The sequence below is a fragment of the Brevibacterium sanguinis genome (genome assembly GCF_039528855.1).
GTDB lineage: Bacteria > Actinomycetota > Actinomycetes > Actinomycetales > Brevibacteriaceae > Brevibacterium > Brevibacterium sanguinis.
The window spans coordinates 155,605-168,332 of sequence record NZ_BAAAMB010000006.1; the positions used below are offsets into that span (position 1 = coordinate 155,605).

General features: G+C 68.9%; 9 protein-coding genes and 1 riboswitch. Of the genes, 5 read left to right on the forward strand and 4 right to left on the reverse strand.

Translation table 11 applies throughout. From position 1 onward, the window contains the following. The coding region (locus ABD154_RS07530; protein WP_486303274.1) for a DrrA family ABC transporter ATP-binding protein at positions 1-575 on the forward strand (575 nt) is incomplete at its 5' end. Then, positions 572-1,402, forward strand: coding sequence for an ABC transporter permease (locus ABD154_RS07535; RefSeq protein ID WP_344250890.1), 831 nt, complete (start codon positions 572-574; stop codon positions 1,400-1,402). The genes ABD154_RS07530 and ABD154_RS07535, both read left to right, overlap by 4 nt. A gap of 77 nt (positions 1,403-1,479) precedes the next feature. Here ABD154_RS07535 and ABD154_RS07540 read toward each other — a convergent pair whose 3' ends face one another. Next, a complete protein-coding gene (locus ABD154_RS07540; RefSeq protein WP_344250892.1) occupies positions 1,480-2,412 on the reverse strand; it encodes an amidohydrolase family protein in 933 nt (310 codons plus the stop codon). A 485-nt stretch (positions 2,413-2,897) separates the two neighbouring features. Here ABD154_RS07540 and ABD154_RS07545 point away from each other — a divergent pair, with 485 nt between their 5' ends. Both ABD154_RS07545 and ABD154_RS07550 read left to right on the forward strand, forming a co-directional pair. Further along, complete coding sequence (locus ABD154_RS07545) at positions 2,898-5,048, forward strand: TRAP transporter permease (RefSeq protein ID WP_344250894.1); 2,151 nt, start codon at positions 2,898-2,900, stop codon at positions 5,046-5,048. A 101-nt stretch (positions 5,049-5,149) separates the two neighbouring features. Beyond that, the gene (locus ABD154_RS07550) at positions 5,150-6,142 is read left to right on the forward strand and encodes a TAXI family TRAP transporter solute-binding subunit (RefSeq protein ID WP_344250896.1); all 993 of its coding nucleotides are present in this window, start codon (positions 5,150-5,152) and stop codon (positions 6,140-6,142) included. A gap of 292 nt (positions 6,143-6,434) precedes the next feature. Here the strand turns inward: ABD154_RS07550 and ABD154_RS07555 are convergent, their stop codons facing one another. The 3 genes from ABD154_RS07555 to ABD154_RS07565 form a co-directional block, all read right to left on the reverse strand. After that, on the reverse strand, positions 6,435-6,836 hold the full coding sequence (locus ABD154_RS07555; RefSeq protein ID WP_344250898.1) for a hypothetical protein: 402 nt from the start codon (positions 6,834-6,836) through the stop codon (positions 6,435-6,437). Between the two features lie 272 nt (positions 6,837-7,108). After that, a complete protein-coding gene (thiC, locus tag ABD154_RS07560; protein ID WP_344250900.1) occupies positions 7,109-8,938 on the reverse strand; it encodes a phosphomethylpyrimidine synthase ThiC in 1,830 nt (609 codons plus the stop codon). Then, positions 8,935-9,045, reverse strand: a riboswitch (TPP riboswitch). It overlaps the preceding gene by 4 nt. 437 nt (positions 9,046-9,482) lie before the next feature. Then, positions 9,483-10,847, reverse strand: a complete 1,365-nt coding sequence (locus tag ABD154_RS07565) for a M18 family aminopeptidase (protein ID WP_344250901.1) — start codon at positions 10,845-10,847, stop codon at positions 9,483-9,485. A gap of 195 nt (positions 10,848-11,042) precedes the next feature. On the opposite strand from ABD154_RS07565, the gene ABD154_RS07570 reads away from it, so the two are divergent. Continuing rightward, a complete protein-coding gene (locus ABD154_RS07570) occupies positions 11,043-12,620 on the forward strand; it encodes a DUF1684 domain-containing protein (RefSeq protein ID WP_344250903.1) in 1,578 nt (525 codons plus the stop codon). The last annotated feature ends 108 nt before the right edge of the window (positions 12,621-12,728 follow it).

Consider the following 12,728-nt stretch of genomic DNA (forward strand, 5'->3'; position numbering starts at 1 on the left):
GCCTCGATCCGCGCAGTCGCCGGACGATGTGGGACATCGTCGGCGAGCTCGTCGCCTCCGGGGTGACGATCTTCCTCACGACGCAGTACCTCGACGAAGCCGACGAGCTCGCGGATCGCATCGCCGTCCTCGACGGCGGGAAGATCGTCGCGAACGACACCCCGGCCGGGCTCAAACGACTCATCCCCGGCGGACGCATCGATCTCGCCTTCGCCTCGGCGGCCGATCTCGATCGAGCGCAGAGCCTCTGGCCGCAGGCCGCCGGCCGGGCCGAGACGCTCGCGCTCTCCGTCCCCAGTGATGGGGGAGCGGCACACCTGCGGCAGGTCCTCGGCGGATTGGAGTCCGCCGGCATCGAACCGCGCGGACTCACCGTGGAGACGCCCAGCCTCGACGACGTCTTCTTCGCGCTCACCGGGCACGGGGCACGCTCGACCGGTGCCGATGCCGGCCCGAACGACACCGGAGACGACGAAGCCGATGCGACCGCGGATCCGGTGGACCGCCTCGGCGAGAGGACCGATGGCACCCACCCGACCGACACCTCGACACGACACGGAAGGACCGAACGATGACTCAGACCCCCACGACACCGCTGACCGCGGCAGCCCCTGAGCCGGCGCGCCACCCGATCCGCTGGGCATGGGCGGACACGGCGACGATGGTCAAGCGGCAGTTCGTCCACGCGGTGCGCTACCCGGTGTTCATGTTCCTCGTCGGTGCCCCGATCGTCATCCTCCTGCTCTTCGTCTACGTCTTCGGCGGAACCCTGGGTCGGGGGCTCGGCGGTGATTCCGGTGACTACCTCGCCTACGTCATGCCGGGCATCATCGTGCTCACCTTCGTCGGCGGCATGCAGCTGACGGCGCTGTCGATGTCGCAGGACATGAACGAGGGGATCGTCACCCGGTTCCGGTCGATGTCGATCTCGCGCGGCGCGGTCATGGCCGGTCACGTCATCAGCAATGGCCTGCAGCAGGTCGCTGCCGTCCTCATCGTCCTCGGTCTGGCGCTCATCCTCGGCTTCCGACCGGCGGCGGACGGACTCGACTGGCTGGGCCTCGTCGGCTTCTGCCTCCTCCTCATCGTCTCCCTCGGCTGGCTGTCGGTGGCACTCGGCGTCATGGCGAAGTCGGTCGAGACGGCGAGCAATGTGCCGATGCTCTTCATGCTCCTGCCGATGGTCGGCTCCGGGTTCGTGCCCACGGACACGATGCCGCGCTGGATGCAGATCTTCGCCGACGCCCAACCGTTCACGCCGATCATCGAGACGATCCGCGGACTGCTCATGGGCACGCCGCTCGGCAGCGGCTGGTGGATTTCGCTGCTCTGGATCGTCGGCCTTGGCGTGCTCGGCTATGTGCTCGCCCGGGCGGCGTATGAGAGGCGGGCCGCCGAATAGGACGGGTGGGCGAGTAAAGCGGGTCGGCGACGGGAGCGTCCCCGGCGACTCTCGGTCCGTCCCGGACGGGTACCGGCTCAGCTCGTGCGGGCTCGTCGTCCGAGGTAGAAGTCGGCGGCGTTGGACCAGAAGACGGCGTCGACTTCGGCGGGCGCGAGCACCGCGCGGACGAGGTCGAAGTCGGTGTCGGCGAACGGGCGACGAGCCCGCGTCGACGGCAGATCGGTGCCGACTATGAGCGCGGACGGGTCGGTGTCGACGATGCGGCGGATCACCTCGGCGGGGTCGAGGTCGACCCGCCCGAATCCGGTCGCCTTGACCTTGACGCCGCGTGCGACGAGGCGGAGGAGAGTGTCGACGCCGTCCCGGTGCATCCCGAGGTGGTCGATGCTCACGGCCGGAAGAGCCGCGATCCGGGCGGCAAGATCGTGATCGATCGTGCGCGCGTCGATGTAGAGCTCGGTGTGCCAGCCGGCGAGGTCATGGACCCGGCGGGCGAAGCGATCGAGGTCGTCCAGGTCCGCGGAGCCGCCGCGGGCGACATTGAAGCGCAGGGCGCGGACGCCGGCGGCATCGAGGTCGAGGATGCGCTCGTCGCTCGTGTCGGCCGGCAGTTGCGTGACTCCGGCGAAGGTCGAGCCGAGCTGCCGCAGCGCCTCGACGAGGTAGCCCTGGTCGAAGGCCTGGAACGACCCCGAGACGATCGCGCCGCCGGCGACGGCGAAGGAGGAATCGCTGAGGCCTGGGGTGGGCTCGGCGTCGTTGGGATCTGGGGTCCCGGGGTCACTGGGGCCGGGTTCGGCGCTGGCGGGAGCGCCGGGGGCAAATCCGTCGGGGTCACGGGTTCCGGGGTCAGGGCCGCCGCGTCCGCTGTCGCTGAGTCCACCGACGCGCGCGACGTAGTCGGCGACCGTGAACGGGTCGGGCAGATACCCGTTGTTCTCGACGAGCGGGTGCGCCGGGTCGATGATGTGGAAGTGCGCGTCGAAGACCCGCTGAGTTTCGGCCATGGTCCCAACCTACACAGGGGCTGGGCGACATCTGCGCCGCTCGTTCAACAGTTGGCGTGAACATCGACGGGTTGCGTGCGGCAGTGGCCGCTCGTTCAACAGTTGGCGGGAAAAAGTGATCCCCGAAGACGACTTTTTCGCGGCAAGTGTTGAACGACGCGCGGTGCCGGCATCGGCGGGCAGCTCATGCGTGCTCGGCGCCCCGGCGCCCACCAAGTCCCGAATAGCGGCACCCTGAGTAACGATCACGCTAAATCCCGCCCCGATCGTCCCGATCCGCCGGAACCGGCAGGACCTCTCGGTATATTGTGAGTCAACTCACATTCCCAAGTGCGGTGACCAGCGCCGGTCGACGCCACGAGGAGGTGAGCCGACCCGTGCCGACCGACACCAGACACCACACGCCACCACGCCATCCGCACACCGAACCGCACCACCACCGCCCACACCTCGCCCGCCAGCCCAGAGAGACCGAAGGGACACCGATGTCCGAGCGTCCGTCCGCGACTGCCACCAGTCCGCTTCCCCAAGCGAACGTCGACGACCTCATCGCCCAGTACGACGAGGAACTCCCGCAGCGCAGGCTCACGCGCCGACTCGACCTGGGTGTGAGCATCGTCTGCTTCCTCATCTCCCTCTACGTCCTCAACCAGGTGTTCTTCCCGCTCCGGCAGGGCAACCAGTACTACCTCATGTGGTTCCTCGCCTTCGTCCTGCCTCTCGTCTTCATCTGCTACCGCCCCGGGTTCGGCCGGCGGAAGGAAGCGGGCGCGCATGCAGCGGAGGCCGCTGCGGAGGCGACCACCTCGGCGCCGGGGACGGCACGGAAAGCGAAGCCTGCCCGCACCACGGACAACCCCTCGGTCATCGACTGGATTCTCGTCGTCCTCACCTTCCTCACCTGCGCCTACCCGGTGCTGCCGTTCTTCTCCGGCGGGTTCAACGAGTTCCTCAACCGGCAGGGCTCCCTCGACCCGCTCGACGTGACGATGGGCGGCATCCTCATGCTCCTCATCCTCGAGGCGACGCGGCGGACGACCGGCCTCATCCTCCCGATCTTCTGCGTCGTCTTCTTCCTCTACAGCTACTACGGCGCCTACATCCCCGTCGGCTGGCCCGGCTCGCACGCCGGCCAGAACTTCGACCAGATCATCAACGCCCTCTACAACGACGCCTCCGGCTTCTACGGGATCCCGCTCGACGTCGCCGCGACCTACATCGTCCTCTTCACGATCTACGGGGCCGTCCTCGACAAGACGGGAGCGGCGAGCTTCTTCATCGACCTCTCCTTCTCCCTGTTCAAGAAGTCGAAGGCCGCCCCCGGGCGCACCGTCGCCCTCTCCGGCTTCCTGCTCGGCACGGTCTCGGGATCGGGCACGGCGACGGCCGTCTCCCTCGGCGCGGTCACCTGGCCGGTGCTCAAGAAGGCCGGCTACCCGAAGGAGAACGCCGGCGGCATGCTCGCCGCCTCCGGCATCGGCGCGATCCTCTCCCCGCCGACCCTCGGTGCGGCCGCCTTCATCATCGCCGAGCTCCTCAACGTCTCCTACGGCCTCGTCCTCCTCTGGGCGGTCGTGCCGACCCTGCTCTACTACCTCGGCATCTTCCTCGCCATCGAGATCGACTCCCGCAAGATCGACGTCGACTACCGCCCGCCCACCGGCCTGCGCTCGTGGCCGATCCTCAAACGCGGCTTCTACCACTTCATCTCCCTCGGCATCATCGTCGTCTTCCTCGGCCTCGGCATGGCCCCGTTCAAAGCCGTCGTCTACGCGACCCTGGTGGGCATCGGCTTCGGCATCATCGAGATCGTCCTCGCCCACCGCGGGCAGCCGAAGGCGATCCTCCGCGCGATCTGGGACGTCATCTTCGGCGCCCTGTCGACGGGCATCCGCTCGGTCCTGCCGGTCACCAGCGTGTGCGCGGCCGCCGGCATCATCGTCTCGACGATCACGAAGACCGGCCTCGGCCAGGTCATCTCCGACATCCTCGTCAAGGGCGCGCAGGCGATCTCGACGAACCCCACCGCCGTCATCGTCTTCACCTGCATCTTCGCCGCGATCGCCGTGACGATCCTCGGCCTCGCCGTGCCCGTGACCGCGTCGTTCATCATCAGCTGGGTGATCGTCGGACCCGCCCTCATCTCCCTCGGCGTCCCCGAGGCGGCGGCCGCGATGTTCATCTTCTACTACGCCGTCCTCTCCGAGGTGTCCCCGCCGACCGCGCTCGCCGCCGTCGCCTCGGCCGCGATCACCGGAGGCCGCGTCATCGCGACGATGTGGCAGGCGTGCAAGTACGCGATCCCCGCCTTCCTCGTGCCCCTGGCCTTCACGTTCACCCCGGAGGGCGCGTCGCTCGTCGCCCAGGGCGGGTTCCTCGGCGCGCTGTGGACGGGCGTGGTCTCCGCATTCGCCGTCGCCGCGCTCGCCGCCGGCGCCGGCGGGTGGATCATCCGCCGCGCGGGCTGGCCCGAGCGCATCCTCTGCTTCATCGCCGCCGGCGCCCTCCTCTACCTCCAGCCGCTGTCGATGATCGTCGGCTTCACCGCCCTGATCCTCGCCGTCATCGTCCACCTCGTCCTGCGCCGCCGTCCCCGGCAGACGGACCAGACCCCCGCCGAGGCGGCTCTGTCGTGAGCGATGCCCGTGACCTCGATCCCACCATCGTCCAGCACCGCACCGACCACCCCCGCACCGACCAGCACCGCACCGACCACCACTGAGAAAGGGAAGAGCCCATGAAGAGAACGAAGATGTTCACCGTCACCGCGGCCGCCGTCGCCGCGGTCCTCGCGCTGAGTTCGTGCGGCGGCAAACGCGAGAACACGCCCGCGGCCTCGGGCGGAGACGGCTGCACGGCCGCGTCCGGGCAGATCACGATCGCGACCGGCAACTCGACCGGCGTGTACTACGTGCTCGGCGGCGGTCTCGCCCAGCTCATCTCCGACAACACGGACCTCAAGGCGACCGCCGCCGAGACCGGAGCCTCGGTGCAGAACCTCCAGCAGCTGGCGGCCGGCGACTACGACATCGCCTTCTCACTCGCCGACACCGCCGCCGACGCGGTGTCGGGCAACGCGGACTTCCAAGAGCCCGAGGAGATCTCCGCGCTCTCGCGCATCTACGACAACTACACCCAGGTCATCGTCCGCAAGGATGCGAACATCAAGACGATCGAGGACTTCAAGGGTAAGACGATCTCGACGGGCTCCCCGAAGTCCGGCACCGAGGTCATCGCCAACCGCCTCATCGAATCCGCGGGCCTCGCCGACGCCGATGTCACGAAGCAGCGGCTCGACCTCGCGAAGACCGTCGACGGGATGAAGGACGGCACGCTCGACGGCATGGTGTGGTCCGGGGGACTGCCGACGGCAGGCGTCACCGACCTCTTCACCTCCAACGGCGGCGACGTCGAGTTCCTCGACATCTCCCCCCTCGAGGGACAGATGAAGGAGATCAACCCCGTCTATGAGGTCGCCGAGATCCCCGCCGACACGTACACCGGCGTCGGGGCGGTCAACACGATCATCACGCCCAACGTCCTCATGGTCCGCAACGACATGGACGAGGGCACCCAGTGCGCCCTGACGAAGCTGATCTTCGACAAGAAGGCCGACCTCGAGAAGGTCCACGCGGCGGCGAAGGACATCAAGCTCGACACGGCGATGCCGCCGGAGCCGATCCCGCTCGCCCCGGGTTCGCAGACCGCGCTCGACGAACTCAACCAGTAGACGAGCCACGTCGGCGAGCCCGGCGCCGAAGGGCAGAGGGGCAGCGCCGAGGCGGCGAGCAGCTCTCGGTCACGGCGGAGTGCGGATGGCGGGCCGTGCACCACCCGCTATCCGCACTCCGCCTGGATCCACGATGCGGACAGCTGCTGGACGCAGGCGGCCGGGGCGTGCGTCAGTGCGCGGACGCGCGTGAGCGTGGGCAACGCCAGCGGGTGGGTGAACTCGGCGCGCGAGTCGACGCGAGGCGACCGTGACCACGGGCGGGCGCGTGCTCGCGCTCGTCAGCGACGAGTCAGTAGATCCACCCGGGGATGAACATCGCCGGCACCCCGTAGAAGCCGGTGTTGAACATCTCGATGATGAGGAAGTGGACGACGATCGTCGCACACAGACAGATGACGAGGGTGAGCGCGCTGCGCAGCGCCCAATGGACTCGCAGGGCGAGACCGATGACGGTGGCGAACGCGGCCCCGGAGATCCACCAGCCGAGCAGCACCGGGATGCAGAAGAGCGCGACGAAGACGGGCAGCGGAATGATCGACCCCGCGTTCCACCACGCCAGCGCGTAGATGCCCACGGTGATCAGCCCCGTCACGAGGACGATGAGATACGGGGCGAACCAGTCGAACGACGCCCGGAACGACGGCTCCGCTGACTGATTCGGAGCGTGCGGCGCGGCGGGCTGAGTGGACACAGAGCGACCCTATCAGCGGTGGACGAGCGCCGACCGAGAGCCCAGGGACGAGGCGCTTCCCCGGGACCGCCTCGGCGGAGTGGGGCACTCCGACCCCACCCGGCGACCGAGCCAGCGATTTGGGGTACTCCGATCTCACCCGGCGACCACCTCGGCGAGGTCGGGCACTCCGACTCCACCTCGCCGACACCAGCGGCCAGTGCCTCAGACCTGCCCGTGCCTCAGACCTGCCCGGGCCTCAGCCCTGGAGCGGGCTCAGTCCTGCCGGGACCTCAGTCCTGCCGCGGGCCGATCGTCGGTTCGGGCAGATAGACCTCACCGCCGGCGGCGAGGAACTCCCGACTCTTCTCCTGCATGCCGGCGATCGCGGCCTGCGCCTCGGCGCTGCCGTACGTGTCGCGGATGTCCTGGGAGATGCGCATCGAGCAGAACTTCGGCCCGCACATCGAGCAGAAGTGCGCGGTCTTCGCCGGTTCCGCCGGCAGCGTCTCGTCGTGGAAGGACTCGGCGGTCTCCGGGTCGAGGCCGAGCGCGAACTGATCGCGCCAGCGGAACTCGAACCGCGCCTTCGACAGCGCATCGTCCCGGGCCGTCGCCCCCGGGTGGCCCTTCGCGACGTCGGCGGCGTGGGCGGCGATCTTGTACGTGATCACCCCGGTCTTGACGTCGTCGAGGTCGGGCAGTCCCAGGTGCTCCTTCGGGGTGACATAGCAGAGCATCGCCGTGCCGTACCGGGCGATCTCCGTCGCCCCGATCGCCGAGGTGATGTGGTCGTAGCCGGGCGCGATGTCCGTGACGAGCGGACCCAGGGTGTAGAAGGGCGCGCCGTCGCAGAGCTCCTGCTGACGCTCGACGTTCTCCCGCACGAGGTGGAGCGGAATGTGGCCGGGGCCTTCGACCATGACCTGGACGTCGTGCTCCCATGCGCGCTTCGTCAGCTCGGCGAGGGTGTCGAGTTCGGCGAACTGGGCGGCGTCGTTGGCGTCGGCGATCGAGCCGGGGCGCAGCCCGTCGCCGAGGGAGAACGCGACGTCGTACTGCGCGAAGATCTCGCAGAGCTCGTCGAAGTGCGTGTAGAGGAAGTTCTCCTCATGGTGTGCCAGGCACCATCCGGCCATGATCGACCCGCCGCGGGAGACCATTCCGGTCACCCGGTCGGCGGTGAGCGGAACGTAGCGCAGCAGCACACCGGCGTGGACGGTCATGTAATCGACGCCCTGCTCGCACTGCTCGATGACGGTGTCCCGGTAGATCTCCCAGGTCAGCGCCTCGGCGTCGCCATCGACCTTCTCAAGCGCCTGGTAGATCGGCACGGTGCCGATGGGGATGGGGGAGTTGCGGATGATCCACTCGCGGGTGGTGTGGATGTCATTGCCCGTCGAGAGGTCCATGAGGGTGTCGGCACCCCACTTCGCGGCCCACTGGAGCTTCTGGACCTCCTCGGCGATCGAGCTCGTCACCGCCGAGTTGCCGATGTTCGCGTTGATCTTGACGAGGAACGCCTTGCCGATGATCATCGGCTCGGATTCGGGGTGGTTGATGTTCGAAGGGATGATCGCGCGCCCGGCGGCGACCTCGGAGCGGACGAGTTCGACGTCGCACTGCTCGCGGATCGCGATGTAGCGCATCTCGGGGGTGATGATGCCCTGCCGGGCGTAGTGCATCTGGGTGACGGTGCGTCCGGCCTTCGCGCGCCGAGGCGTCCGGTCGGGCCCCTGCCACTGCTGGGAGGGCGCGCCGCGGCGGACGGCTGCCCGCCCGTCGTCCTCGATAAGGTGGCCACGGGCCGCGTAGTCCTCGGTGTCATCGCGGTCGGCGATCCACTCCGCGCGGTGCGGCGGCAGACCCTGTTCGGGGACGGCGCCGGGCCCGACGGTGCGGTAGACGTGGACCGGCTCGTTGGGGCGGCCGTTCGTGTCGTCGAGGTCGATGCGGGTGACGGGCACGCGGATGCCGTGCTCACGGTCCTCGACCCAGGCCAGGGAATGGGTGGGGTACTGCTCGAGAGCGAAATCCGCGGGGGTGCTCCCGGGGTTCTCTGCCGGCGCCGTCGGGCGCGGAGCAGCGGTGGGACGGGTGGTCTCTGGGGTAGGCGCAGCCATCTGCAATCCTCTCTTCCTCCGCCGGTATCAACCGGATCAGGTTCAACGGTCTCGAGCGGTCTCAGCTCGATCTCAGCCCTCTTCCGAAGGCCCCCGTGGGGTCACACAACGACTATCACGGTGTGGGCGCCGCCACAAAATCACCCGAGGCAGGTGTTCACTGCGCGAGACGGCGGACCCGCGGGCGCGCGATTTTGCGGCTCAGTTTTCAGCGTGCCCAGCGGACGCGCTCCAGCGGACACTGGTTTCCTGCGGCATCGTGCGCGTGGGGCACCCTCGCAGATTCGCTCACAGGGTGTCCCCGGACGTGCGCGAGCCCTCGTTCACTAGAGTGCTCGTTCAACACGAAGCGTGAATATCCGCACTTCGGCGAATCCGCCGGCGCTCGTTCAACACGAAGCGTGAATATCGCGTCTTTGGGGACGCGATTTTCACGCTCCGTGTTGAGTGAGGCTCCGGGTTGAACGAGGCTCAGCGTTGAACGAGGCACCGCGTTGAACCAGCGAGTGCTCGCCTTCTGTGTTCGCCCCCTGCGCTCAGCCCCTCACGCGCCCTGGAGGAACGTCTTCGCGACCGCGCTGAGCGCGACGACGTCGCTGATCGCGCACATCTCCCGCGCCGAGTGCATCGAGTAGAGCGCCGGTCCCACATCGACCGTCGTCATGCCCATGCGGGTGGCCGTCAGCGGGCCGATCGTCGACCCGCACGGCACCGAGTTGTTCGAGACGAAGTCCTGGTACTCGACCCCGGCGGCCGCGCAGGCCCGGGCCCACGTCGCCGCGCCGACGGCATCGGTGGCGTACCGCTGCTGGGCGTTGAGCTTGAGCAGGGGCCCGGCACCCAGGCGCGGGCGCACGTGCGGGTCGTGGCGTTCGGGATAGTTCGGGTGGGCGGCGTGGCCGGCGTCGGAGGACACGCACACCGAGGCGGCCAGTGCGGCGAGGTAGTCACTGCGGTTCGCCTCCGGGTAGAGGGCGGCGACGATCCGCTCGGTGACGTCGGAGAGGAATGGGCCGCTCGCGCCCGAGCGCGAGTTCGACCCGACCTCCTCATGATCGAACCCGGCGAACAGGGCCACCGCATCGAGCGCCTCGGCGTCGAGGGACGTCATCGCGGTCACCCCGGCGTGGACGGAGAGGAGGTTGTCGAGCCTCGGGGAGGCGAAGAACTCGTCCGCGGCACCGAAGAGCGCGGGCTCCTGCGCGGGGATCGTGTAGACGTCGTGGCCGACGATGAGCTCGGGATCGACGTCGGCGGAGGCGGCGAGGATCTCGAGGACATCGGCCTCGGCGAGCTCGGCGAGACCGACGATCGGGGTCGTGTGCCGCTGCTTGTCGAGGGTGAGTCCCTCGTTGACCTGCCGGTCGAGATGGATCGCAAGCTGCGGGATGCGCGCGATCGCCGGCGTGCGGGCGAGGACGACGCGGCCGTCGGCGAGGCTGAGGCGCCCGGCGAGGGCGAGCTCCCGGTCGAGCCACGAGTTGAGCAGCGGGCCGCCGTAGATCTCGACGCCGAACTGGCGCACGCCTTCGGCGACGAACTCGTCACCGGGCTTGAGCTTGAACGCCGGCGAATCGGTGTGGGAGCCGAAGACCCGGAACGGGGGCACCGCCGAGGCGGTCGTCCCGTTCGCGGTCGAGTCGGCGTCCGCTGAGTCAGCTTCTCCTGCGTCAACCGGCCCTGTCGGAGCCATCCAGGCGATGATCGCGCCGTCGCGGATGACGTAGTACCCGCGGCCGACCTCGAGGGTCCACGGCTGACGTTCGTCGAGTCGGGTGAACCCGGCGGCGTCGAAGCGCTCGGCCGCTGCGGCAGTGGCATGATAGGAGCTGGGAGAGGCCGTGACGAAAGCGGAGAGGTCGGCTGCGACCTGCGCGTTTGCTGTCTGATCCGTGGATGGAGTGCTCATCTGAACAGCCTATCCTTTGGGGTAGCTTCGACCACAGGGGCCGGAGCGCCAGCGGTCGCCTGAACCGGGTGGCAAAGGGTCGCCCGACTTGGACGGTCAGCGGTCGCCCGCACCGGGTGGCCGGCGGTCGCCGAACGTCGACGACCGGCGCGGGTGAGCGTGCAACGACGAGTGAGAATGCGAGGAGTGTTCGACGTGAACCAATTCGTGGCCGAGTGGAATACGTGGCGGGACTCGCGGAACTCCTCGTTGGCGACGCCCTTCGGATGGCTCAGCGTCGTCGGGCTCCACTGGCTCGACGAGGAGTCGACGTGGCCGGGGGCGCCGGGAACGTTCACCGTCGGCGACGACGGCTGGGTCACCCTCGCGCTCGATCCCGGCACGAAGGCCGGTCCTGCGGCCGCGACCTTCGATCTGCTCAGTGCCCCCACCGAGGCGGCCCCCACCTCCCGCGGTCTCGCCGACACCGGCGCAGGCACCAGTCTCGATACAGACTCCGATCCCAACACCGGGACCGATGCGGGCTGGGAGTCCGGGTCGACGCGGACCGCCGTCCGCCTCGGCGCCGATGACATTCCGCTGCCGGAATCTCCCCAGGTCAGGGTCGAGGACAACGGGTTCAGCGCGAAGCTGCCGACCGGTGGGTCGCTCGACTGGTTCACCGTCGGCCACGTCCTCTACGAGCTCATCGAACGCGGCGGCCGCCTCGGTGTGCGCATCCGCGACGCGAAATCGCCGCTGCTCGCGAAGTTCGTCGAGGTTCCCGTCTTCGATCCGAACCGGAACTTCGTCTTCCTCGCCCGCTTCACCCCGTTCGACGAACCCGAGATCCGGCCGGTCGCCTCGGCGCAGGAAGGTCTCACGCTCGAGACGATGCTCGTCGGCACCGTCACGTTCACCACGCCCGCCGGGGAGGTGTCGCTCGTGGCCTCGGGATGCCCGGCGACGGGACTCCAAGTCGACTTCCACGATGAGACGAACGGGCGGTCGACGGCAGCCTGGCGGACCCTTGACCTCGGCATTCCCAATGCCGACGGGTCGCTCGTCGTCGATTTCAACCGTGCGGTCAACTACCCGTTCGCGTTCTCCGCGTTCGCGGCGTGCCCGGCCCCGGTCGCCGGCAACGACGTGCCGTTCCCCGTCACCGCCGGTGAGCGCCGGTCGCCGTTCTTCTACTCGGAGGCCGGCATCAACGTGCCGTTCCTCTTCTACTCGTGGTGGGGCGAGGCGAGCGAGCGCGTGACCCGGCCGTGGTACGGCCGGTTCGGGCTCGACATGACGGTCCTCAACCCGAACGAGAACGATGAGGAGCAGTCCCTCGTCGGCTTCGACGGGGTCGCGATGTCCGGCGGCGACGTCACGCCGCTGACCCGGAAGGCGCGGTCTCGGCTCGTCAAGGTCGCCACCGATGCGCTGACCTCGCGCCTGCCGGTCATCGGGATCGGGGCGTACGCGGAGTTCCTCGTCACCGCCCAGCGGGAGCTGCGCGAACAGCAGGGATACGCCGAGGCGGCCCCGGAGATCCCCGCCCCCACGCCGGGACGCCTGCAGATCGTCATGAACTCCGAGCTCGACCCGCGGGCCGTCGGCCTCGAGGTCGTCGACACGGATCCGACGGGTCTCATCGTCGCCGAGATCGACCTCGAGCTGCCGCTCGAGTCGCGGTTCTCCGAGCTCGAGGAGTTCGACGCAGCACTCCGTGCGGGCTCGCCGATCGCCAGCTGGCAGGAGTTCGACTACCGGATCGTCACGATGATCCGCCGCCACCGATGATCCGCCGCCACCGCTGAGCCGCGCGCGGGCCGGTGACCTCCGAGTCGGCCGGTGAACCTCGCATCGGCCGGCACGACCCCAGCAACACGAAGGGCGCTCAGCCACCCG